This is a genomic window from Allobosea sp. NPDC055332 (assembly GCF_053645455.1).
This window is the reverse complement of the sequence record NZ_JBSHMO010000001.1, coordinates 1,206,108-1,229,756: the sequence shown is the minus strand read 5'-3', so window position 1 is coordinate 1,229,756 and position 23,649 is coordinate 1,206,108. Positions and strand designations below refer to the sequence as shown.

The following is a 23,649-nucleotide window of genomic DNA, read 5'->3' as shown; positions in this document are numbered from 1 at the left end:
GCAAGCGATTTGCCGCGCCGCACTCATGGCCGCGGCGCCGCGCCGGCTGTGTCGGTGAGCTGAATGGTCCAGCCCTTCTGCTCGCCGGTGTCGACCTCGAAGAAACCGGAGCGCTCATAGCCGCGCGCCAGGCAATCCTCGATGCCGCGAATGGTGAATTCCTTGTTGCGCGTGCACATGACGGATTTGCCGGTCCATTCGCCGCCTTTGTCATAGTCGACGGCATGGACGTAGTAGAAGCGCGCCGCGAGCGTGCCGCGCAGCAGGGTCTCGCAGGCACGCGGCGCCAGGTTCCACCAGCCTTCGGTGATCCAGCCCTGCGCATCGCGATAGCCGAGCGCGACGCCGACGCGGCTGCCGGTGGTGTTGCACATGCGTAAGTCCGCCAGCGCCGGGCCGGCGCCGGCCAAAAGCAGCCCGGCGGCAAGCATTGCTGGAAGACAAAATCCGCTTCGGCTCATGGCCCGTTTCATGGATCGATCAGAATCACGCGGCAATCGTTGACATTGGTCAGGGTCGGGCCGGTCTGCAACAAATCGCCGAGCGGGGTGAAGAAGCCGGTCGAATCGTTCTGAGCCAGCGATTGGGCGGGATCGAGGCTAAGATCGCTGGCGCGCGCCAGCGTGGTCTCGTCGACAAGCGCACCAGCCGGGTCGGTCGCCTCGCCGCCGCCGCCATCGGTGCCGTCAGTGTCGCCGGAGAGCGCGACGATGCCGGGTTCGCCGGCGAGTGCGATCGCCAGTGCCAGGGCGAATTCCTGGTTCGGCCCGCCGCGGCCATTGCCGGCGATGGTGACGGTGAGCTCGCCGCCTGAGATCAGCGCGGCGCGGCGGCCCGCGGCTTTAAGTTCCCTCGCACGCGCCGCCTGGGCGGCGGCGACCTCACGCGCCTCGCCTTCGAGATCGGGGCCGAGGTCGATCGGCTCGTATCCGGCTTCGGCGGCGGCCTTGACCGCGGCGGCGATGGCGTCAGCGGGGCGGGCGACGATGCGGTATTCGCTGTTGGCAAAGGCGGGATCGCCGGGCTTCGGCGTCTCGCTGGCATCGTCGGCTAGCAGCGCCTGCGCCGCCGGCGGCAGCGTCAGCCCGTAGCGGGCGACGATGGTGCGGGCATCGGCCATGCTGCTGGGATCGGGCACGGTCGGGCCCGAAGCGATCGCAGCGGGATCGTCATGCGGCACGTCGGAGACGGCGAGCGTGAGCAGCTTCGCCGGTGCGGCGGCGAGCGCGAGCCGGCCGCCCTTGATGCGCGAGAGCCGCTTGCGGACGATGTTCATCTCGCCGATCGGCGCGCCGGAACGGAGCAGCGCCTTGTTGACAGCCTGCTTCTCGGCAAGCGTCAGGGAGCCGGCCGGCGCGACCCAATTGGCCGAGCCGCCGCCGGAGAGCAGCACCAGCACCAGATCGTCGGCCGTGGCGGAGGCTGCAAGCTCGAGCGCCCGCGTCGCACTGGCGATGCTGCCTTCGTCGGGCACGGGATGGCCGGCTGCGAGCATCGGGATATGGCGGGTCTGCGCCTCGTAGCCATGGCGGGCGACGGCATGACCGAGGAAGCGCTCGGGCGGGAGCTTCAGCGTGTCGAGATAATGGGCTTCCGCCAGCACCGTCATGCTGCCGGCCGCCTTGCCAGCGGCGAGCAGGATCAGGCGGCCGTTCGGTGGCGGAGGGGGCAGATGCGCGGCAAGCCAGCTCTGCGGATGGGCCCTGGCCACGGCAGCGTCGAAGATCCGCCGCGCAACCTGCCGCTGCCCTGCGATTGCGTCCTGCCGCTGCTCCAAGCGTCTTCCTCTTGCGAATCTGCCGTCGGCGATCGACTTTCGTCTCAGCCCCTTCTATGCCGCGTCGGCGTGGGCGTCACCCGCGATTTGATGATGTAGTCCGAGGTCATGATGCGTGCGGACGAGGGCTTGCAGAGCAATGCTCCGGTGCGGCAGCCCGGCGATGTCGAGATCATCGCCGGCGATCCGGCCGCAGGCATCCTGCTGCTTTGCGATCACGCCACCAATGCGATCCCGCCCGAACTGAATCTGCTCGGCCTGCCGCCGCAGCAGCTCGAACGCCACATCGCCTATGATATCGGCGCCGCCGAGATGACGCGGGCGATGGCGCAAGCGCTGGGTGCTCCCGCCGTGCTCAGCAATTTCTCGCGGCTGCTGATCGATCCCAATCGCGGCCGCGACGACCCGACCCTGGTGATGCGGATCTCGGACGGCGCGATCGTGCCCGGCAATGCCCGGATCGACGACGCCGGCATCGCTGAACGGATTGCGCGCTACTATGCGCCCTATGATGCGGCGATCGATGCTGCGGTCGGAACGGCGATCGCAGCGGGCCATCCGCCGGCGATCGTCTCGCTGCATTCCTTCACGCCGTTCTGGAAGGGCGTGCCGCGGCCCTGGCATGCCGGCGTGCTCTGGGACAGGGAGGGCCGGCTGGCGCAGGCGCTGATCGCGGCGCTGCAGGCCGAGGGCGATCTGATCGTCGGCGACAACGAGCCCTATAATGGTGGCTTGCCCGGCGACACGATCGACCGCCATGCGACGCGCCGCGGCCTGCTCGACGCGTTGATCGAGATCCGCCAGGACTTGATCGGCGAGCCGCATGCGGCCCGCGCCTGGGGTTTCAGGCTGGCCAGATTGCTGCCGGGAGCGCTCTCTGCGGCACGAGAGATGTGAACTCAGGCCGCTTCTCGCTTGACCTTGCCGCCCATCCTTGCGAACCCCTGCGGCCGAATTTCGAAGAAGGGTTATGAGAATGGACGATCCGGTTGCAGGCGACCAGCTCAAGAGCATCGTGCAGCGCATCGAGCGGCTTGAGGAAGAGAAGAAGACGATCTCCGACGATATCAAGGAGGTCTATTCCGAGGCCAAGGCCAATGGCTATGACGTCAAGGTCCTGCGCAAGGTGATTGCGCTGCGCAAGCGCGACCTCAACGAGCGCCAGGAAGAGGAAGCGATCCTCGAACTCTATCTGCAAGCGGTCGGCGAGAGCGCCTGATACTGAGCTAGCGAACATCAAAACGCCGCCCGAGGGATCCTCGGGCGGCGTTTTTGCTTTTCAGGATGTTGCCCAGGCGATGAGCTTGGACCTGGCGCTGCTCGTCTCCGAGCTGCGGTCACCGATGGGTGCGGAACCGCAGCTCGTCATCGATGAAGGTCTTCTCCTGGAAGGCTGCCTCGTTGGAGCCAAAAGGCATCTGCGCGGTGAGCTTCCAGGACGCAGGGATGTTCCAGGTCTTGGCCACTTCCGCGTCGACGAGCGGATGGTAGTGCTGGAGGCTGGCGCCGATACCGGCGTCGGCGAGCGCGGTCCACACGGCCAGCTGCGCCATGCCGGTCGAATGCTCCGACCAGATCGGGAAGTTGTGCGCGTAGAGCGGGAAGTTCGCCTGCAGGGCCTTCACCGGCTCCTGATCCTCATAGAACAGCACCGTCCCGGCGCCGCTCGCGAAGCCCTCGATCTTCTTGGCTGTCGCGGGGAAGTCAGCAGCCGGTACGATCGCCTGAAGCGTTTCCTTGGCGATGCTCCAGAACTTGTCGCTCTCCCTGCCGAAGAGAATGACGGCGCGAGAGCTCTGCGAGTTGAAGCTGGAGGGCGACAGGCGGATCGCCTCCCGGATCAGGCCATCCACCTGCGTTTCGGAGATCGGCAGATTCTTGCCGAGGGCATATTGCGTACGGCGCCGCTTAAGCTTGTCGAGCATGGCTTCCTCATCTGTGAACGCGTGTCACACCGGCAGGCCGAAGAAACGGGTGGTTTTCTCGGAGCACCCCTTCAGGCGCCCTTCCTGCGAGAGCGGGATTTCGATGAGGGAGAGGTAGCGGTTCACTTGCCGCACCAGAATGCCCATATTGGGCACCACTCTGTTGCTCAAGCAGGAACGCTTCATGTCCGAGATCGACGATATCCGGAGCTTCGTCGCCGTTGTCGACGCCGGCGGCTTCGGCCGGGCCGCCCATAGTCTCGGCCTGGCGAAATCGATCGTCAGCCGCCGCATCGCCCGGCTTGAGTCCGATCTCGGTACAAGGCTGCTCAGCCGGACGACGCGCGGTGTCGCCGCCACCGAGGCCGGGCTGGAATTCAAGGCGCGTGGCGAGCGCATCCTGTCCGAGCTCGCCGAGGCGCGCGAGGCGGTGGCGCAGCAGAGCGATGGCGTCACTGGCCGGCTCAGGCTGTCGATGCCGCTCTCCTTCGGCTATCGCCACCTTGCCCCGGTGCTGGCGGAACTCGCGCAGCGCCATCCCCGGCTGGGGCTCGATGTCGAGGCCAGCGATCGCCAGGTCGACCTGATCGGCGAGCGTTTCGATGCCGCGATCCGGATCGGGACGCTCAAGGATTCCAGCCTGGTCGCGCGCCGCATCGCGCCAGTGAAGGGCGCGGTGCTGGCCAGTCCGGATTATCTCGCCCGCTGCGGCAGGCCGGAGACGCCGCTCGATCTCGCCCACCACGAATGCCTGGTCTATTCGGGCAACAGCGTCGTCGACTGGGGCTTCCGCGTGAACCGGCGCTGGGTCTCCGTGCGCCCCTCCAGCCGCTTGCGCTCCGACAATGGCGACACGCTCCTGCGCTGGGCCGAAGCCGGGCTGGGCATCACGGTCCTGCCGACCTTCATCGCCAGCGACGCGATCCGTGCCGGGACGGTCGAGCACATCCTCTGGCGCTATCCGATGCGCGAGAGCGCGCTTCATGTCGTGCGCCCGCCGGGGCCTTATGTGCCCGGCAAGGTGCGGGTGCTGATCGACCTGATGCTCGAGCGCTTCGGCAACACGCCGGCCTGGGATCCTTGCCAGGCGGCTGTTCAGGCGAAAATTGCTGCAGGCGAACTGGCGCCCGAGGACTACCCCGCCGACGAGCATCAAATGGCGTGAAGTTGCGCTTCACGCGAATTCACGTGGCAAGGGCGCCGCCAGCAGCCAGTGTTCCGCCCACGACGATGGGAGATCGCGATGCTGCTGGTTGGAATGCTCGACAGCCCTTATGTGCGGCGCGCCGCCATCACCGGAACCCTGCTCGGCCTCGATTTCGAGCATCGTTCGGTCTCGGTGTTCCGGCACATGCCGGAGTTCCGCAAGATCAACCCGCTGATCAAGGCGCCGACGCTGGTCGGCGATGATGGCACGGTGATCAGTGAATCCCTGCTGATCATCCAGCATTTCGAGGATGTTGCCGGCCGTTCATTGCGTCCGGCCGACAGGGCGGCACGGGTCAGGGACCTCAGCCTGACCGGCATCGGCATCGTCGCGGCCGACAAGGCGGTCTCGGTCGAATACGAGCGCAAGCGGCCGGAGGAGAAGCGCTACGAGGGCTGGCAGGAACGCATCCTGGCGCAGCTCCATACGGCGCTCGATTTGCTCGACCGGGCGGCCGAGCGTGGCGAGATCGGGGCGGGGCCTGAGCTCAGGCCGGGCGACATCGCCGCAGCGATCGCCTGGGGCTTCTGCCGCTTCGTCATCCCGGAATTCGCCCCGGCGGAACGCTGGCCGGCGCTGGCGCGCCAGGCCGCCGCCTGCGAGGTGCTCGACGTCTTCAAGGCCTGGCCGATCGACCGGGAGTAGGCCCCGCTATTCGGCCGGCGTCGGCGTCTGCTCGACCTTCGGCCTAGCTCCCGGCCGCAGGCGCTCGCGCAGACCCTGGAAGACGACATAGAGCGCCGGGATCACGAAGATGCCGAGGATGGACGCGAACAGCATGCCGCCGAAGACCGGCGTGCCGACGTCGCGCCTTGCGAGCTTCGACGGTCCTTCCGCGATGACGAGCGGCAGGAGGCCGAGGATGAAGGCGAAGGACGTCATCATCACCGGGCGGAAGCGCAGGCGCGCGCCCTCGGTCGCCGCGTGCAGGAGCGGATGCCCCTTCTCGCGCAGCTCCTTGGCGAACTCGACGATCAGGATGCCGTTCTTGGCGGCGAGGCCGATCAGGACGACGATGCCGATCTGGGCGTAGAGATCGAGCGTCAGCTTGGCGAGGACGATCGCGACGAAGGCGCCGAGCACGCCGACCGCGACCGAGAGCAGCACCGGCACCGGGATCGTCCAGCTCTCGTAGAGCGCGACCAGGAACAGGTAGGCGAAGAGCAGGGCGAAGGCGAGGATCATCCCCGTCTGCCCTTCGGCTCGCTTCTCCTGGAAGGAGACGTCGGTCCATTCGCCGCGATAGCCGGACGACAGGGTCTTGGCCGCGACCGTCTCCATCGCCTTCAGCGCCTGGCCGGAGGAGACGCCCGGGGCGGGCGAGCCCTGGAGCGTCACCGCCAGGCGGTTGTTGTAGCGGATCAGCGCCTGCGGGCCGACCTCGACCCTGGCCTCGACGAAGGAGCGCAGCGGCACCATGTCGCCGGACTTGTTGCGGACATTGATGCGGTAGATGTCGTTGACCGAGGCGCGGTCGGTGCCCTCAGCCTGGACCTGGACCTGCCAGGTGCGGCCGAACAGGTTCATGTCGTTGACGTAGTAGCCGCCGAGCGAAGCCTGCAGGGCCTGGAAGACATCGCTGAGCGCGACGCCGAGGATCTGGACCTTGTCGCGGTCGATATCGAGATAGATCGAGGGCGCCGAATCCGAGAAGGTCGAGAACACCCGCCGCAATTGCGGGTCCTGGTTGGCGGCGACGGTGAGGCCGCGCAGCGCCCGGCCGAGCGCCTTGGGGTCCGATGAGCCCATGTCCATCAGGACGTAGCTGAAGCCGCCGCCAGTGCCGAGGCCGATGATCGGCGGGGGAGCGACCGGTACGACATTGCCGTCTCGCACCGCGCGGAACTTCTGGGCCAGCCGCGCGATGACCGCCGGGGCCGTGTCCTCCGGGCTGGTGCGCTGGTCGAACGGTTTCAGCGTCACCACGAAGAAGCCGGCATTGGGCTGGGAATAGTTGTCGATGAAGTTGAGGCCGATGACCGTGGAATAGTCCGCGATCGCGTTCTCGGTCTTGAGGATGCCCTCGACCTCGGCTGCGAGTGCCGAGGTCCGCCCGATCGAGGCACCGTCGGGCAATTGGGCGACGACGAAGAAGGCGCCCTGATCGTCCTCCGGCAGGAAGCCGGTCGGCGTGATCCGCCCCATCGCATAGATGCCGGCGCCGAAGGCTGCGGTCAGGGCAAGGCTGATGAGCGAGATGCGCACGAGGCGTGCCACGCCTGCGCCGTATCGGTCGCGCGTCCAGTCGATGCCGCGCATGACATAGCCGATCGGCCCGCGCCGCGGCCCGTGATGGGGCCTGAGCAGGATGGCGCAGAGCGCCGGCGACAGCGTCAGTGCATTGATCGCCGAGAGCACCATCGCGACGGCGACGGTGACGGCGAATTGCCGGAAGAGCTCGCCGGAGATGCCGGGGATGAAGGCGACCGGCACGAAGACCGAGAGCAGCACCAGCGTGATCGCGATGATCGGCGCGACGATCTCGCCCATGGCGCGCTTGGTCGCTTCCGCCGGCGTCAGCTCGGGGTGCTCCTCCATCACACGTTCGACGTTCTCGATGACGACGATCGCGTCGTCGACGACGATGCCGATGGCGAGGACGACGGCGAGCAGCGAGACGGTGTTGGCGGAATAGCCGATCGCGTTGAGCACGATGAAGGCGCCGATCAGACTCACCGGCACGGCGATGGTCGGGATCAGTGTCGCCCGCAGATTGCCGAGGAACAGGTAAACGACGAGCACGACGAGGACGAAGGCCTCGATCAGCGTCTTCTGCACCTCGTGGATCGTGGCGGTGACGAAGGCGGTCGGATCGTAGACGACCTTCCAGGCGAGGCCCTCGGGGAAGGATTTCTCGAGATCGCCGATCGTCTTCTTGACGGATTCGAGGGCGGTGAGGGCGTTGGCGCCCGGCGCCTGGTAGACGCCGATCAGTACGGCCGGGCCGCCGTTCAGCCTGGTGTCGCGGTCGAGATTGGCCGCGCCGAGCTCGAGGCGCGCGACGTCCGAGAGCCGCAGCACCGAGCCGTCGGCGTTGGTGCGCAGCACGATCTTGCCGAATTCCTCCGGCGAGGTCAGGCGGCCCTTGGTCTGGATGTTGAGCTGCAATTGCTGGTCATCGGAGATCGGACGCGCGCCGATGCGCCCGACCGCGGCCTGCGCGTTCTGGCCCTGGATGGCGGCGATGATGTCGCCGGTGGTGAGGTTGAGGCCGGTCAGGCTGTCGGTGCGGACCCAGGCGCGGATGGCGTAGTCCTGCGCGCCGAAGAGCGAGGCGTCGCCGACGCCGGCGGTGGACTTGATCGCGTCGAGCAGATTGATCGTGACGTAGTTCGAGACGAACAGCGTGTCGTAATTGCCCTTCGGCGCGTAGACCGCGATGACGCCGAGCAGCGCCGAGGACTGCTTCTTGACCGTCACGCCGCTGCGCTGAACCTCCTGCGGCAGCTTCGACAGAGCGAGCTGGACGCGGTTGTTGACGTTGACGTTGTTGATGTCGGGATTGGTGCCGAGTTCGAACGAGACCTGCAGCGAATAGCTGCCGTCATTGCCGCTGACGCTCTTCATGTAGAGCATCTTGTCGGTGCCGACGATCTGGGCCTCGATGGGCTGGGCCACGGTCTGCTCGACCACGGCGGCCGAGGCGCCAGGATAGACGGCTCGCACCGAGATCTGCGGCGGCACGATGTCGGGATACTGCGCGACCGGAATCGCGAAGAGCGAGATCAGGCCGGCGATCGTGGTGACGAGCGCGATGACGATCGCCAGCCGGGGCCGGTCGACGAAGACGGAGCTCAGCATCGGTTCAGCTCCGGCCGACCGGCGGGGTCACGGGCGAGGCGAGCACCGGCACGCCGGGCCGGAGATTCTGCAGGCCCTGGATGACGATCTGTTCATTGCCGGCCAGGCCCTGATCGACCACGACATAGGCGCCGACCTCGGCGCCGACCTTGATGCGCTTGGCCACCGCCTTGCCGTCCTCTACGGCGAAGACGTAGGAGCCCTGCTGGTCGGCAATCAAAGCCGATTGCGGCACCAGCACCTTCTCCTCGCTTTGGGGCGCCTGGACGGCGACGCGCACCAGCGTGCCGTCGAGAAGCTTGCCGTTCGGATTGGGCAGGGTCGCGCGCACCAGCACGGTGTCGGTGCCGCGCTCGACGGAGACGTCGATGAAGTCGACGCGGCCCTTCTGGTCATAGGTCGAGCCGTCGGAGAATTTGAGGGAGACGAGCGGAGCGGAGCCGTCCGTCGGCAAACGGTTCGTCTTGAGGGCCAGGAATTCGCGCTGGCTGACCGGGAAGGTGACGTACATCGGATCGTCGCTGACGATCTGGACGAGCACGCCGGTATCAGGCCCGACGACATTGCCCTTGGTCAGCTTGGTGCGGCCGATCCGGCCGGCAATCGGCGCCTTGATCTCGGTGTAGCCGAGATTGATCTGGGCGGTCTTCAGATTGGCGGCGGCGGTGGTCTCGTCGCCCTGCGCGCCCTTCTCTTCGGCGACGCGCTGGTCGCGGATCGCGACCGAACCGGCGTTGGTACGCAGGAGGTCCTCGGCGCGCACGCGCTGGAGGGTGGCGTTCTGCAGGGTGCCCTGGGCTCGCTCCAGCGCGCCTTGCGCCTGCTCGACTGCTGCTTCGAACGGGGCACGCTCGATGCGGAAGAGCGGCGCGCCCTCAGCGACGGTCGTTCCGTCCTTGAACAGCACATCCTCGAGGTAACCGGTGACGCGGGCACGGATATCGACGCGGTTGACCGCTTCGATGCGCCCGACGAAATCGGCGGTCTGCGTGATCGCGCGCTTCTCGGCCGCGACGGTGCCGACCGGGACGGCGGTCGGCGCCGGCTGCTGTGCGAGCGTGGTGTTCGAGGAAACGGCAAAGGCGCAGACCAGCAGGGAGCCCAGCCACAGCGAGCGCCGAACGCCCGGCAATTTCGAGTGCAAACCGTCGAGCATGAGGCCCCCGCCAGTGCATTACGGCCGCGGCAAGATGCAGCGGCGAGTTGCATTCTGCGTGTTTTCTTCGGGGCGCGCTACGTCAACGTGATGACGAAAGATGCAAGCCGGACCCGTCGGTTAATTCTGCACAAAGGTCGTCGGGAGAGCTTTGACCGCCGGCCCGGTGAAGCCACTGGTGCCGACATCGCTAGGTTCGGCCGCGGAGAAGCCGAGCGCCGCGGCTGGATTCGCACCAGCGACCCAACCCTTGGCCTGAGCTTCCGAACCGACTCTTGCCTTGGCGGTCGCGACCGTCGCGCGGCGAGTCGGCGAAGCGCTCGGCGCCGCCACCGCGGCGAAGAGCGAATCGAGGCCGGCACGGTCGGCGTCGTATTCGGCGGTGATCGGTGTGCGCGGCTGCGCGGCGATCTGCGTCGTGCCCGAGTGCTCCGGTGCGGCGCCTGGCGGACGCGGGCGGATCGGGGGCAGCGGGTGGCTGACGCTGACGAGCTTGGCGCCGGCGGGAACGGCGTCGTCGTCGGCCTCGCCAAGCCGGAGACCCTCGGTCGACAGGCTCGCCAGCGCGACCGGGCGGGACGGCGGCAGCGGCGCCGAGACCGGCCGACCGGTCAGGATGGTTTCGAGCGCGGGGCCCGGAAGATCGCTCGGCCGGCGTGGCGGCAGCGAGGCGAGGATCAGTTTCTGCTCGGCTGCGGGCAGCGGCAGGGCAGTGGCCTCGGCCGCGATGGCGGCAAGCTGTGGCGAGCCGGCTGGGAGAGGCGGCGCGGGCGGCGTCAGGCCAGTCGGGCGCGCGACGGGCAGCGCGGTCGCGATTGGGGCCGGCTTCGGCGGCTCGGGCGGAGCGGCCTGCGCGGGAGCCAGCGCTGCGACCTGCGTCTCCTCGGGCGGCTGGGTCGTCGTCGCGCGGTTTGAGCGGTCGCGCAAGACTGCCCGGCCGGTGGGCTCGGGCTGGGCCGGCTGCGCGTTGAAGACGGCGAAGCGGCCGCCATCGCCGCTGTTGCTGTCGCCGGCATAGGCCATGACGGTCGGCTGCGGGGTCGGCGTGCGGCGTGCGGCTGCACGGCCGCGGGTCGGACGGGCGTCAGCCTCTTCGTCGTCGCCGCCGAACAGTGCGGCCCAGAAGCTCTTGCCGCCGCTGCTCGAGGCCATGATCGCGCCTTCGTCGTAATCCCCGGCGCCATAGCCCATCACGGAGCCACCGCCGGAGAGGATCTCGGCCTTGGCGACCTCGTAGCCGCTGAGCGGCTTGCCGTCGGCCGGCAGATGTACGGTCCTCTCATCGGGGAAGAGGCGTACGAGCTGGTCGCGGGTCATGCGCGGCCAGGAGCGGACGGAGCCGGCGTCGAGATGGACGAAGGGCGTATGGGCACCGGGATAGAAGCCGACGCCGCCGCGCTGCATCCGCATCGCGGTCTCGCGCATGCGGGCGGTCGGGGTATCGGGCAGATAGAAGTCCATCGCCTTGCCGAGCATGTGCTGGCTGTGCTTGGCGACGCCACGCGAGCGCCGGCGCAGCATCGAATTGGTGCCGGGCGAGCGATAGGCTGAGACGACGTGGAAGGGCTGGTCGGAGCCGACCTTGCGATGGACCTCCCAGGCGATGTCGAACAGGCGCGGATCCATCCGGATCGGCTCATCTGTGCGCCAGTCGCGCAGTGCCCAGTTGAGCTTCTCCAGCCCCGAGGAATCATAGCGGCCGTCACGCTTGAAGGTGACGGTCGTCTCCTCCTTGGTGTGCATGTGCTTGATGGTGATGGTGCGGGTGTCGCCGTTGGCGACGGCGTTCTGCGTCCCGCGAACGCCAAGGATCAGGAAGCTTGCACTGGCGGCCAGCAGGAAGCCGGCGCGCGCGCTCATCCGCAAAGGACGCGGGAGCCGTGCTGCGATCTCGGCCTTCAACCTGCTCACTCTGTCAGACCCGTCTCGAAGCGCCGGGGCGAGCCGGAGCGGTAAACGTGAAGGAACAGTTGCCGAGAAGGCTTAACGGGAGGTTACCGGCGAGACAACTCCCCCGCCGGATTCCGGCAAGCAAGATTGCTCGCTACCGGCTGATCGTGGCGAAACCGTGCCGAATGGGACTTTTTCGCTGCGGAGTCGGTCAGGAACGTTGTTCGAGCGCGTTCCTGACCAGCCTGTGGAAACCGTAGATGTCGTCGAATGTCGAGACGGCGCCGGCCTCGTTGACGACGATGGTTTCGTAGACGAGGTGGATCGGCAGCGGCTGCGGCAGCTTGATCGTGCGCTCGCCGGAGCCGATCAGCCGCTTCAGCCGCTCGCTCGTCCACTCCGGTCCGAGGACTTGGTCGGCGAGGGCGAAGGGGTTCTCGACGCGAACGCAGCCATGGCTGAAGGCGCGCTTGCCGGCGCCGAACAGGCTGCGATTCGGTGTGTCGTGCAGGTAGACGGCGTGGTCGTTCGGGAACATGAACTTGATCCAGCCGAGTGCGTTGCGCTCGCCCGGCGGCTGGCGCACCGAGATGCTGCCGTTCTTGGCCCGCGTCACGACATAGCCGCGCCTGGCGGCATAATTCGGATCGTTGGCGAGCCCGGGCAGGAACTCCTTCTTCAGGATCGAGGGCGGCACGAACCAGGACGGGTTGACGACGACGTGCTCCATCCGGTGCGAGAAGACCGGAGTCGCCGATTCCGGCTTGCCGACGATCACGCGCGCCTCATAGGCGAGCTTGTCGCCGTGCATGACGCGCATCCTGTACTCGGGAATATTCACGACGATGCGGTTCTCGCCGAGATCGCTCGGCAGCCAGCGCCAGCGCTCCATCTGGGCGATGATGTCGCTCTCCAGCCGCGTCGAACGCGGCATGGCGAGCGCGGCGACGGTCTGGTCGCTGAGCACGCCGTCGGCGCGCAGGCCGGCCTGCTTCTGGAAGTCCGCCAGAGCCAGCGCGGTCGAGCGGTCATAGATCGGCTCTTCGCTCGCGCCGAGGCCGAGCCGGGCGCGGACCAGCGGCACGCGGGCATCGCGCATGCCGACCTTGAGAGCGGGGCCGGCCGGGATGCGGGCGACCGGCGTCTCGGGCTTGTCGGCGCGCAATTCGGCGAGCTTGGCCTTCAGGTGCCGGTAGCCCGTATGCCGGGGATTATAAGCGGCAAGCACCGTGCCGGCATCGGCGGCGCCGGTCAGTTCCGACAGGACCTCCGTCGCCGAGGGCAGTTCGAGCTTCGGCGTGATCAGCTTGGAGAGGCGGCGCGGGTCGATGCGGCCGCCGCGGGCGTCGCGGGCATAGAGCACGGCGAGCGCCGAAAGCCTGATATCGGCGGCGGCAAGGCTGTCCTTGTCGCTGGCCTCGAAGACCGGGAGCAGATAGTCGCCGGTGCGCAGGCCGTCATCGCCGGCGCGGCCGAGTTGGGCGACGAGCTGCTTGCCGGCGGCACCGAGATCCTTGCCGTCGATCCAGAACGGGCGGTTCTCGTTGGCGGCGTAGGCGGCGACGATGTCGGCGCGCTCGCGGGCGGAGAGACGCGGCAGGGCCGCCGCGATCTCGGCCTGGGCCGCGATCCGGCCGGAGAGTTCGAGCCCGGCCGGCAGCGCGACCGCAACCTCAGGCAGGGGTGGCAGATCGATCTGCGGGGCAGACGGCTTGGCCAGTTGCGGTTGCGGTGCCTCTGCCGGTTTCGTCAGGGCCGGATCGACCGGCGGCATCTCCGGCGGGTCGAGATCAGGCTCGGCCTCGATCCGGTCCGGCCTCGTCGAGAGCGCGCCGGTGACGATTTCCTTGGTCTCGGCAGCTTCGGCCGATTGCAGGTCGGCTGATGGGCGCAGATCGAGCGTGACTTGCGCCGGGGCAGGGATGTCGAGCTGCTGCGGCTCGGCGTCAGTCTTGAGAATGACCAGAGCGGGCTGCTCGGGCAGCGGCTGACCGATCCCGCTTGCCGTCTCCTGCGCAGTCGCGGCGACGAGCGCGAGCGAAAGGCCCAGAGCGGCGGTTGAGACGGTTTCCGCCAGGCGGCGAAGGCACATCGATGAACTTCCCCGGTCCTTGCCGATCCACGCCGATAACTGCGTGACTCGACCTGCTTCGACAAGATGCCGCCCTGCAACAGCGGCCGATATTTCGCCCTCTGCAACCCGTCCCCTGTCGGCTGCAGAGCGCGTTTCGCTGTGAACCGGCTTAAGCCGCGTCGACGCCGTCGGCGGCGTCCTCGCCCTCGATCAGCCCGTAGTCCTTGAGCTTGCGATAGAGCGTCGAACGGCCGATGCCGAGCTTGCGCGAGATCTCGGACATGTGGCCGCGATAGTGAGCGAGCGCGAAGCGGATGATCTCGCGCTCCAGCTCGTCGAGCGTGCGCATATCGGAGCCGGCGACGAGATCGAGCGCGTTGGGATCGCGGACCGGCACCTGGATGACGCGCGGCGGCGCCTCGCCGCGCGGCTCGCTGGCGACGGAGGCCGGCGCCGGCGGAATGCGGACGTCGAAGCCGTCCATCTGGGCGGCGATCTGAGGGAATTCGGCGACGGTGAGTTCGTCGCCATCGGAGAGCACGACGGCGCGGAACATCGCGTTCTCGAGCTGGCGGACGTTGCCGGGCCAGTCATAGTCGGCGAGCAGGGAGAGCGCTTCGGCGCTGATGCCGCGCAGCTTGCGGCCTTCCTCGGCGGCGAAGCGGGCGAGGAAGCCGCGGGCGAGATCGGCGACATCCTCGCGGCGGCGGCGCAAGGGCGGCAGGGTGATCGGAAAGACGTTGAGGCGGTAATACAGGTCCTCGCGGAACTCGCCGCGCTTGACCTGCTCCAGCAGGCTCTTGTTGGTCGCCGAAATGATACGGATGTCGACGCGCACCGACTTCTTGCCGCCGACCGGATCGACCTCGCTCTCCTGGATGGCGCGCAGCAGCTTGACCTGCGCATCGAGCGGCAATTCGCCGACCTCATCGAGGAAGAGCGTGCCGCCATTGGCCTCGACGAACTTGCCGATATGGCGCTCGGTCGCGCCGGTGAAGGCACCCTTCTCGTGGCCGAACAGGATGGATTCAACAAGGTTGTGCGGGATCGCGCCGCAATTGACGGTGACGAAGGGCTTGCCCTTGCGGTCGCTAGAGCCCTGGATGGCGCGGGCCAGCACCTCCTTGCCGACGCCGGACTCGCCTTCGATCAGGATCGGGATGTTGGAGCGAGCGGCGCGCTCGGCGAGCTGGACGACGCGGCCCATGTCCTGGCTCTTGCTGGCGAGGTCGCGGAAGCCGAGCTGCCCGGAGGCGCGCCGCTTCATGTAGCGGATCTCGTGCTCGAGAGCGCCGAGCTTGAGGGCATTCTTGAGCGAGACCTGCAGGCGTTCGGCACCGGCCGGCTTGACCACGAAGTCGACCGCGCCGGCACGCATCGCCGCGACGACGGTCTCGATCGAGCCGTTGGCGGTCTGCACGATCACCGGCACCTCGCTGCCGCGCTCGCGCAGTGCCGCGAGCACGCCCATGCCGTCGAGGCCGGGCATGACGAGGTCGAGGATGAGGCAGTCGATGCGCCGCGATTCGTCGACGAGGGCAGCCAGCGCCTGCTCGCCACCTTCCGCCAGCGCGACGTCGTAGCCGAAGCGCTTCAGCATCGCATCGAGCAGCCTGCGCTGCACGGGATCGTCGTCGACGACGAGGATGGTTGCGGACATGAAACCTCGGCAGGCCAGGCAATTAGCCGGAATCGGCTGTTCCGTTTCGGGTCATCGTCGAGGAGAAGGGTTAAGCCCCGCTTAAGCTGGCAAGGTCGGCAGGAAATCCGGCGCCTGTGGCAGCGCTGCCGTTGATCGTGAGCCGCCGGCCGCGCATATGAGAGGGCCGCAACAATCCCCGACAGGCCGAGGCAGAGACGACATGACCCGCCCCTTCGACCGTCCCGCAACCGTACGCGCTGCCCATGCCAGAGGCGTGGCCGAGGCGCTCGGCGCCTTGCCGGAATGGGATCTGACGCATCTTTATCCGGCAATGGATTCGCCGGTCTTCGCCGCCGATGTCGAGCGCGCGGCGGTGGAGGCGCGGCGTTTCGCCGAGCTCTATCGTGGCAAGCTCGCGGCGCTCGCTGCGCGCGAGGATGCGAGCGCTGCGCTGACCGAGGCGGTCAAGGCCTATGAGGGGCTGGAGGATCTGGTCGGCAAGATCATGTCCTATGCCGGCCTGGTCTATTCCGGCGACACCACCGACCCGCAGCGCGCCAAGTTCTATGGCGACACGCAGGACAAGGTCACCGCGATCTCGACCGAGCTCTTGTTCTTCGGGCTCGAACTCAACCGGATCGACGAGGCGCTGCTGGCGAAGGCCGCCGCGCAAGCGCCGCTCAGCCACTGGAAGCCCTGGCTGGAAGACCTCGCCAAGGACAAGCCGCATCAGCTCGAGGATCGGATCGAGGAGCTCTTCCATGAGAAGTCGGTCACTGGCCATGGCGCCTGGAACCGGCTCTTCGACGAGACCATCGCCTCGCTGCGCTTCAAGGTCGGCGGCGACGATCTCACCCTCGAATTGACGCTGAACCGGCTCCAGGATGCCGACGGCGCGGTGCGCAAGGAGGCGGCGGAGGTGCTCGGCACCGTCTTCCGCCAGCATCTGCGGACCTTCGGCCTGATCACCAATACGCTGGCCAAGGACAAGGAGATTTCCGACCGCTGGCGCAAGTTCGCTGACGTCGCCGATTCCCGGCATCTGGCGAACCGGGTCGAGCGCGAGGTGGTCGATGCGCTGGTCGCGGCGGTGCGCGAGGCCTATCCGCGTCTCTCGCATCGCTACTACAAGCTGAAGGCCCGCTGGTTCGGGCAAGATGCGCTCGACTACTGGGATCGCAACGCGCCGCTGCCCAAGGTCGAGCAGCGCACGATTCCGTGGACCGAAGCGCGCGACACCGTGCTCTCGGCCTATGGCGACTTCTCAGCCGATATGGCGGGGATCGCGCGGCGCTTCTTCGACGAAAGCTGGATCGATGCGCCGGCCCGCCCGGGCAAGGCGCCGGGTGCCTTCGCACACCCGACGGTGCCGTCGGCGCATCCCTATGTGCTGCTCAACTACCAGGGCAAGCCGCGCGACGTGATGACGCTGGCGCACGAGCTCGGCCATGGCGTGCACCAGGTCCTGGCTGGGCCGAATGGCGCGCTGATGGCGCCGACGCCGCTGACGCTGGCCGAGACGGCGAGCGTGTTCGGCGAGATGCTGACCTTCCGCAAGCTGCTCGACGAGACGCGCGACCAGAAACAGCGCAAGGCGATGCTGGCGGCCAAGGTCGAGGACATGATCAACACGGTCGTGCGCCAGATCGCCTTCTACTCCTTCGAGCGCAAGGTTCACGAGGCACGGCGGCAAGGCGAGCTGACGGCCGAGAACCTCTGCGATCTCTGGCTCAGCGTGCAGTCGGAGAGCCTGGGGCCGGCGATCCGGCTCGGCCCGGGCTACGAGACCTTCTGGGCCTATATCCCGCACTTCATCCATTCGCCGTTCTATGTCTACGCCTATGCCTTCGGCGACTGCCTGGTGAACTCGCTCTACGGCGTCTACCAGAACTCGGCCTCGGGCTTTCAGGAGCGCTATTTCGCGCTGCTCTCGGCCGGCGGCACCAAGCACCATTCCGAGCTGCTCAAGCCGTTCGGCCTCGACGCGCGCGATCCGGCCTTCTGGCAGATCGGACTCAAGATGATCGAGGGGCTGATCATCGAGTTGGAGGGCATGGAGTGAGGCGGGGCGCGCGGTGAGCTCACTCGTCTTCGACCGCGCGCTCTATCGCCGCCGCCTGTCGGCTGCGCTCGCCGCCGGCTATCCGGATTTCCTGCTGGCGCGTTGTGTCGACGATCTCGACGAGCGGCTCTCGGCTGTGCTGCGTCATTTCGAGCGGGCTGCCGATCTCGGCACGCCGTTGCCCCTGGCAGGGGCAGTGCTGCAGGCGAGGGCTGGCGGCTTGCTGCGCATGGCAGAAGCCGCCGAAGCTGGCGCCACTGTCGTTGGCGATCTTGAAGCCTTGCCCTTCGCCGCGGAATCGCTTGATCTCGCGGCCTCACTACTGGCGCTGCATACGGTCAACGACCTGCCCGGCGCCCTCATCCAGATCAAGCGGGCGCTCAGGCCTGACGGGCTCTTCATTGCCTGCCTGCTCGCTGGCCAGAGCCTGACCGAATTGCGCCAGTCGCTGCTAGCGGCCGAGGTTGAGCTGACCGGTGGGGCGAGCCCGCGCGTCGCGCCCTTTGCCGATTTGCGCGATCTCGGCGGGCTGCTGCAGCGGGCGGGTTTTGCGCTCCCCGTCATCGACAGCGAAAGCGTCACCGTCCGCTATGGCGACATGTTCAGCCTGCTGCGTGACCTGCGCGCGATGGGCTGGGCCAATGCGCTGAGCGAGCGCAGCCGCAAGCCATTGCGGCGTGCAGTGCTCCTGCGAGCGGCCGAACTCTATGCCGAGCGCTTCTCCGATCCGGACGGGCGTCTGCGCGCGACCTTCGAGATCGTCTGGCTCTCCGGTTGGGCGCCGCATGAGAGCCAGCAGAAGCCGCTGCGGCCCGGCTCGGCCAAGGCGCGATTGGCGGATGCGCTCGGCGTTCCGGAAATCGGCACGGGCGACAAGGCCGGCGGGGAGAACCGATGAGCGAGAAGCCGGTCAGGCTGGGGCGGGCTGATTTCCGCCTGTTCCGCACGATCCCGACGCGCTGGGCCGACAACGACGTCTTCGGCCACGTCAACAACGTGATCTACTACAACTGGTTCGACACGGTGGTGAACGCCTGGCTGATCGAGCAGGGCTTTCTTGACGCGAAGGAGAGCAAGATCGTCGGCCTCGTGGTCGGCACGCGCTGCGACTATTTCGAGAGCGTCGCCTTCCCGGAGGTGGTCGAGGGCGCGCTGGCGGTCGAGAAGCTCGGCCGTTCCTCGGTGACCTACCGGATCGGCATTTTCCGGCAAGGTGGCGAACTCACGGCGGCGCAGGGCCTCTTCACCCATGTCTATGTCGAGCGCGGCCCGCAGACGCCGGTGCCGATCCCGGCCAAGCTGCGTGCGGCCATGGCAGAGATCGGGGTCGGGTAGGCGTCGCCTGCGATTGTGTCAGCGGCCGTTTTCAGGCTATTGCCCCCGCTTGAGATCGAGCCCTGCGCTCGCCCCCTCCGTCAGGAACAGGCCGCGTGATTCCCAACGACATCAAGATCACCCCGCAGCTGGTCGCCGAGCACGGCCTCAAGCCGGACGAGTACCAGCGCTTCCTGCACCTGATCGGGCGCGAGCCGACGATCACCGAGCTCGGCATCGTCTCGGCGATGTGGAACGAGCACTGCTCCTACAAGTCGTCGAAGATCCATCTGAAGACCCTGCCGACCAAGGCGCCCTGGGTGATCCAGGGGCCGGGCGAGAATGCCGGCGTCATCGACATCGGCGACGGGTTGGCGATCGTCTTCAAGATGGAGAGCCACAACCACCCGTCCTTCATCGAGCCCTATCAGGGCGCGACGACAGGCGTCGGCGGCATCCTGCGCGACGTCTTCACCATGGGCGCACGCCCGATCGCGGTGCTCGACGCGCTGCGCTTCGGTGATCCCAGCCATCCGAAGACCCGCCATCTCGTTTCGGGCGTCGTCGCTGGTATCGGCGGCTATGGCAACTCGTTCGGTGTGCCGAATGTCGGCGGCGCCACCGGCTTCCACCGCCGCTATGACGGCAACATCCTGGTCAACGCCATGGCGGTCGGCCTCGCGCGAACCGACGAGATCTTCTACGCCAAGGCTTCGGGTGTCGGTAAGGCGATCGTCTATCTCGGCTCCAAGACCGGCCGTGACGGCATCCACGGCGCGACCATGGCCTCGGCCGCCTTCGACGAGGGCGCCGAGGAGAAGCGGCCGACCGTGCAGGTCGGCGACCCCTTCGCCGAGAAGCTCCTGCTCGAGGCCTGCTTGGAGATCATGGCCGCCGGCCATGTCGACGCGATCCAGGACATGGGCGCGGCCGGCCTGACCTGCTCGGCGGTCGAGATGGGCGCCAAGGGCGACCTCGGCGTCGAGCTCGATCTCAACGCGGTGCCCTGCCGCGAAGAGCAGATGAGCGCCTATGAGATGATGCTCTCGGAGAGCCAGGAGCGCATGCTCATGGTGATCAAGCCGGGCCATGAGGAGCCGGCCGAGGCGATCTTCCGCAAATGGGGCCTAGACTTCGCCGTCGTCGGCAAGACCACCGACACGCTGCGCTTCGTCGTCAAGCATGACGGCGAGACCATGGCCGACCTGCCGATCAAGGAACTTGGCGACGAGGCTCCCGAATACGACCGGCCCTGGGTCGAGACGCCGAAGCGTCCAGTGATCGATGCGGCGAGCGTGACGCCGCCGATGTCGAACGCCGAGGCGCTGCTCGCGCTGGTCGGCTCGCCCGATCTGTCCTCGAAGCGCTGGATCTACGAGCAGTACGACACGCTGATCCTCGGCAGTTCGGCGGTGACGCCGGGCGGCGATGCCGGCATCGTCCGCATCGAGGACGGGCCGAAGGGCCTTGCCATGACCGCCGACGTCACGCCGCGCTATTGCGAGGCCGACCCGTTCGAGGGCGGCAAGCAGGCGGTGGCCGAGGCCTGGCGCAACCTGACCGCGGTCGGCGCCCTGCCGCTCGCCATCACCGACAATCTCAATTTCGGCAACCCGGAACGGCCGGAAGTGATGGGCCAGCTCGTCGGCTGCATCCGCGGCATCGGCGAAGCCTGCAGGGCGCTCGACTTCCCGGTCGTTTCCGGCAACGTCTCGCTCTACAATGAGACCAACGGCGTCTCGATCCTGCCGACCCCGACCATCGGCGGCGTCGGCGTGCTTGCCGATGTGACCAAGCACGCGACCGTCGGCTTCAAGGCCGAGGGCGAGGCGATCGTGCTGATCGGTGAAACCAAGGGCTGGCTCGGCCAGTCATCCTATCTCGCGACGGTCTGCGGCCGCGAGGAGGGCGCGCCGCCGCCGGTCGATCTTGCGGTCGAGCGCCGCAATGGCGAGTTCGTGCGCTCGCTGATCACGGCGGGCCGTCTCGGCGCCTGCCATGACCTGTCGGATGGCGGTCTTGCCGTCGCGCTCGCCGAGATGGCGATGGCGAAGGGCATTGGCGCCAAGATCGAAGCGCTGCCGGCCGGTCCGGCCCATGCTGTGCTGTTCGGTGAGGATCAGGGGCGTTACCTGCTCTCCCTGCCTGCGAGCACTGCGGAAGCCATCGTCGCAGAGGCGAAGGCCGTTGGCGTGCCAGCGCAGATCATCGGCAAGACCGGCGGCAGCGAGCTTGCCCTGCCGGGCGAGGCCGCCGTCTCGATCGCTGCCCTGCGCAAGACCCATGAAAGCTGGCTGCCGGACTACATGGCCGGCAAGGCCGCTTGAGGAGAACCGCCATGGCGATGGAAGCGAGCGAGATCGAGCGTATGATCAAGGCGGCGTTCCCGGACGCCGTCGTCGAGATCAAGGACCTCGCCGGCGATGGCGACCATTATGCCGCGACGGTGGTCTCGGCGGCCTTCAAGGGCAAGTCGCGCGTGCAGCAGCACCAGATGGTCTATGCCGCCTTGCAAGGAAACATGGGCGGCGTGCTGCATGCCCTTGCGCTGACGACGACGGTTCCCCAAGATTAGAACGAGTTCATCCGGCGGGCCTTGAACCCGCATTTGGAGATAAAGCCATGAGCGATGTGAACGCCCGTATCGATGCCGAAGTGAAGTCCAGCGACGTGGTGCTCTTCATGAAGGGCACGCCGCAATTCCCGATGTGCGGCTTTTCCGGTCAGGTCGTGCAGATTCTCTCTTACGTCGGCGTGCCCTTCAAGGGCGTCAACGTGCTCGAGGATCAGGAGATCCGCGAAGGCATCAAGGCCTATTCGAACTGGCCGACCATCCCGCAGCTCTACGTCAAGGGCGAGTTCGTCGGCGGCTGCGACATCACCCGCGAGATGTTCCAGGCCGGCGAGTTGCAGGCGCTGCTCGAAGAGAAGGGCATCGCCGTCAAGCAGGCGAGCTGAGCCTTTTCAGCTCCAGAATCGAAAAGGCGGCGCGTGAGCGCCGCCTTTTTCATGTCCGGATTTGCCTGCTGCCGAAGCCGGCGATCACTTCACCAGCAGCCAGTCCTCGACCACCAACGCGTCGAGCCCGCTCGTATAGAACATCAGGATCGCGTCCTCGCTGCTGTGCAGGATCGGCTTGCCCATGATGTTGAACGAGGTGTTGAGGATCACCGGCACGCCGGTGATCTCGTGGAAGGCCGAGATCAGCGCGTGGTAGCGCGGATTGCGCTGCGCGGTGACGCTCTGCAGGCGCCCGGTCGCGTCCTCGTGGACGACGGCAGGGACGCGATCGCGCACTGCTTCCTTCCAGGTCAGGGTGCGCTCCATATAGGGCGCATCCTGGTAGTTCTCGAACCAGTCGGGGCCGTGCTCCGCCAGGATCGAAGGCGCGAACGGCCGGAAGGCCTCGCGATACTTCACCTTGGCGTTGAGGAGGTCCTTGGCGTTCGCCGGGCGCGGATCGGCCAGGATCGAGCGGTTGCCGAGCGCGCGCGGCCCGAACTCGGCTCGTCCCTGCGCCCAGCCGATCAGCTTGCCTTCGGCGAGGAGCTTGGCCGTCGCGGTGATGATCTGGTCGGGCGAGAGCTTCTTCAGGCGCGGCTCCCAGGCCACCATGCGTTCGAACGGCTCGGTCGAGAGGCTCGAGCCGAGATAGGGCGTCATCGGCCCCTTCGGCGCCTGCCAGTCCGGATTAGCCTCGGCATGGGCGAGCCAGGCGGCGCCGATCGCGTTGCCGTCATCGGCCGGGGCGGAGGGGACATAAACCTGCTTGAAGCCGTGGCGGCCGACGATCTTGCCGTTGAAGGAGGAGTTGAGCGCGCAGCCGCCGGCGAGCACGAGATTCTCCGACGGGCAGAGCGCCGCAGTCTCGGCGAGCAGCGCCTCCATCATCTCGGCGAAGACATCCTGGCCGCAGCGCGAGAGATCGGCCCAGCCCTTGTCAAGCGCGTCGGCCGGGCGGCGGGCGAGGATCTCGTCGGCGACCTTTTGCACGGTCGCGGCGTCGGCGAAGCTGAGCTTGGTGCCCTCGACGCGATAGAGCTTGCGCAGCAAAGCGAGCAGCTCGGGGTCGCGTTTGCCATAGGGCGCAAGGCCCATGATCTTCCATTCCTCGCCCTTGGCCTGGTCGAAGCCGGCGAGGTCGGTGACGAAGCCGAAATAGAAGCCGATCGATTCGCGACCGCGATGGCGCTTCAGTTCGGTGAGACGGCCATCCCTGAGCGCGAAGATGGCGGAAGCGCCGGTCTCGCCCATGCCGTCGACGACGAGGCAGGCGGCGTCGCGGAAGGGCGAGGACCAGGAGGCATAGGCGGCATGGCTGAGATGATGGCCATAGCGCTTCATCCCGGTGATCTTGGCCTCGCCGAAGGCGCGGTCGAGGCCAAGCAGGGTGCCGAGGCCGGCGCGCTGCTGCTGGTGATGCAGGTTGGCGATCAAGGCGCGCTCGCTGCGCTCGGGCACAAGCGAGCGGTTGAAGGCGGGCGAAAGCTTCAGCAGCGCATCGAGGCTGAAGGAGCCGGCGCGGCTCATCTGGTCGAGGAAGCCGGTGAACTCCTCGCCCCAGCTGGTGGCGAGCCTGATTTCGGCACCCTTGGGGATGTAGCGCCTGACGAGGCTTTCCATCCGCGCCGCGGTGTCCGGCTCGCAATTCGGCGCCCGCTTGTATTGCAGATAGCGCTCGGCTGCCTCGGCGAACAGGACCTCTCCGCCGGGATCGACGATGGCGATGGCCGGGTCGTGGAAGGTGGTGGCGAGGCCGATGGTGTAGCTCATGGCCGGCAGCGTATGGAGCAGCCGGCCG

The 23,649-nt window shown here is 67.4% G+C and carries 20 protein-coding genes; 10 read left to right on the top strand and 10 right to left on the bottom strand.

Translation table 11 applies throughout. From position 1 onward, the window contains the following. Positions 1-23: 23 nt before the first annotated feature. Together ACWIGM_RS06325 and ACWIGM_RS06320 are read right to left on the bottom strand one after the other, a co-directional pair. Complete coding sequence (locus ACWIGM_RS06325; RefSeq protein WP_454025461.1) at positions 24-431, bottom strand: DUF1036 domain-containing protein; 408 nt, start codon at positions 429-431, stop codon at positions 24-26. Positions 432-469: 38 nt separating this feature from the next. Continuing rightward, on the bottom strand, positions 470-1,756 hold the full coding sequence (locus ACWIGM_RS06320) for a glycerate kinase type-2 family protein (RefSeq protein WP_454025460.1): 1,287 nt from the start codon (positions 1,754-1,756) through the stop codon (positions 470-472). 132 nt (positions 1,757-1,888) lie between these two features. Between ACWIGM_RS06320 and ACWIGM_RS06315 the strand changes: the two genes are divergently transcribed. Together ACWIGM_RS06315 and ACWIGM_RS06310 are read left to right on the top strand one after the other, a co-directional pair. Continuing rightward, complete coding sequence (locus ACWIGM_RS06315; RefSeq protein ID WP_454025046.1) at positions 1,889-2,674, top strand: N-formylglutamate amidohydrolase; 786 nt, start codon at positions 1,889-1,891, stop codon at positions 2,672-2,674. A gap of 73 nt (positions 2,675-2,747) precedes the next feature. After that, positions 2,748-2,996, top strand: coding sequence for a DUF2312 domain-containing protein (locus tag ACWIGM_RS06310; protein WP_454025045.1), 249 nt, complete (start codon positions 2,748-2,750; stop codon positions 2,994-2,996). A 118-nt stretch (positions 2,997-3,114) separates the two neighbouring features. Here ACWIGM_RS06310 and ACWIGM_RS06305 read toward each other — a convergent pair whose 3' ends face one another. Beyond that, positions 3,115-3,702 carry a nitroreductase family protein gene (locus ACWIGM_RS06305; protein WP_454025044.1) on the bottom strand — a complete coding sequence of 196 codons (588 nt, stop codon included), beginning with the start codon at positions 3,700-3,702 and terminating at the stop codon, positions 3,115-3,117. Positions 3,703-3,726: 24 nt separating this feature from the next. Then, positions 3,727-3,888, bottom strand: a complete 162-nt coding sequence (locus tag ACWIGM_RS06300; protein ID WP_454025043.1) for a hypothetical protein — start codon at positions 3,886-3,888, stop codon at positions 3,727-3,729. On the opposite strand from ACWIGM_RS06300, the gene ACWIGM_RS06295 reads away from it, so the two are divergent. Both ACWIGM_RS06295 and ACWIGM_RS06290 read left to right on the top strand, forming a co-directional pair. Continuing rightward, positions 3,887-4,867, top strand: a complete 981-nt coding sequence (locus ACWIGM_RS06295; RefSeq protein WP_454025042.1) for a LysR family transcriptional regulator — start codon at positions 3,887-3,889, stop codon at positions 4,865-4,867. The genes ACWIGM_RS06300 and ACWIGM_RS06295 overlap by 2 nt on opposite strands. A gap of 78 nt (positions 4,868-4,945) precedes the next feature. After that, complete coding sequence (locus ACWIGM_RS06290) at positions 4,946-5,554, top strand: glutathione S-transferase family protein (RefSeq protein ID WP_454025041.1); 609 nt, start codon at positions 4,946-4,948, stop codon at positions 5,552-5,554. 6 nt (positions 5,555-5,560) lie between these two features. Here ACWIGM_RS06290 and ACWIGM_RS06285 read toward each other — a convergent pair whose 3' ends face one another. From ACWIGM_RS06285 to ACWIGM_RS06265, 5 genes are all read right to left on the bottom strand, one after another. Further along, a complete protein-coding gene (locus ACWIGM_RS06285; protein ID WP_454025040.1) occupies positions 5,561-8,710 on the bottom strand; it encodes an efflux RND transporter permease subunit in 3,150 nt (1,049 codons plus the stop codon). A 4-nt stretch (positions 8,711-8,714) separates the two neighbouring features. After that, a complete protein-coding gene (locus ACWIGM_RS06280; RefSeq protein WP_454025039.1) occupies positions 8,715-9,866 on the bottom strand; it encodes an efflux RND transporter periplasmic adaptor subunit in 1,152 nt (383 codons plus the stop codon). Between the two features lie 120 nt (positions 9,867-9,986). Further along, on the bottom strand, positions 9,987-11,726 hold the full coding sequence (locus ACWIGM_RS06275; protein ID WP_454025038.1) for a peptidoglycan L,D-endopeptidase MepK: 1,740 nt from the start codon (positions 11,724-11,726) through the stop codon (positions 9,987-9,989). Between the two features lie 241 nt (positions 11,727-11,967). Continuing rightward, positions 11,968-13,848, bottom strand: coding sequence for a L,D-transpeptidase family protein (locus tag ACWIGM_RS06270; protein WP_454025037.1), 1,881 nt, complete (start codon positions 13,846-13,848; stop codon positions 11,968-11,970). Positions 13,849-13,999: 151 nt separating this feature from the next. Beyond that, positions 14,000-15,490 (bottom strand): sigma-54-dependent transcriptional regulator, encoded by a 1,491-nt coding sequence (locus ACWIGM_RS06265; RefSeq protein WP_454025036.1) that lies wholly within the window; start codon positions 15,488-15,490, stop codon positions 14,000-14,002. Between the two features lie 202 nt (positions 15,491-15,692). Between ACWIGM_RS06265 and ACWIGM_RS06260 the strand changes: the two genes are divergently transcribed. The 6 genes from ACWIGM_RS06260 to grxD all read left to right on the top strand — a co-directional run bounded on the left by ACWIGM_RS06260 (position 15,693) and on the right by grxD (position 21,806). Next, positions 15,693-17,534: a M3 family oligoendopeptidase gene (locus tag ACWIGM_RS06260; protein WP_454025035.1), complete on the top strand. Its 1,842-nt coding sequence runs from the start codon at positions 15,693-15,695 to the stop codon at positions 17,532-17,534. Between the two features lie 13 nt (positions 17,535-17,547). After that, positions 17,548-18,432 (top strand): methyltransferase domain-containing protein, encoded by an 885-nt coding sequence (locus ACWIGM_RS06255; protein WP_454025034.1) that lies wholly within the window; start codon positions 17,548-17,550, stop codon positions 18,430-18,432. Further along, positions 18,429-18,869: an acyl-CoA thioesterase gene (locus ACWIGM_RS06250; RefSeq protein WP_454025033.1), complete on the top strand. Its 441-nt coding sequence runs from the start codon at positions 18,429-18,431 to the stop codon at positions 18,867-18,869. Before ACWIGM_RS06255 ends, ACWIGM_RS06250 begins: the two co-directional genes overlap by 4 nt. Positions 18,870-18,964: 95 nt before the next feature. Beyond that, positions 18,965-21,175: a phosphoribosylformylglycinamidine synthase subunit PurL gene (purL, locus tag ACWIGM_RS06245; RefSeq protein ID WP_454025032.1), complete on the top strand. Its 2,211-nt coding sequence runs from the start codon at positions 18,965-18,967 to the stop codon at positions 21,173-21,175. A gap of 11 nt (positions 21,176-21,186) precedes the next feature. Further along, positions 21,187-21,423, top strand: coding sequence for a BolA family protein (locus tag ACWIGM_RS06240; RefSeq protein WP_092156864.1), 237 nt, complete (start codon positions 21,187-21,189; stop codon positions 21,421-21,423). A 47-nt stretch (positions 21,424-21,470) separates the two neighbouring features. Beyond that, on the top strand, positions 21,471-21,806 hold the full coding sequence (gene grxD, locus ACWIGM_RS06235; RefSeq protein WP_091836387.1) for a Grx4 family monothiol glutaredoxin: 336 nt from the start codon (positions 21,471-21,473) through the stop codon (positions 21,804-21,806). Positions 21,807-21,890: 84 nt separating this feature from the next. Here grxD and ACWIGM_RS06230 read toward each other — a convergent pair whose 3' ends face one another. Beyond that, positions 21,891-23,621 (bottom strand): carbamoyltransferase family protein, encoded by a 1,731-nt coding sequence (locus ACWIGM_RS06230; protein ID WP_454025459.1) that lies wholly within the window; start codon positions 23,619-23,621, stop codon positions 21,891-21,893. Positions 23,622-23,649: the final 28 nt, after the last annotated feature.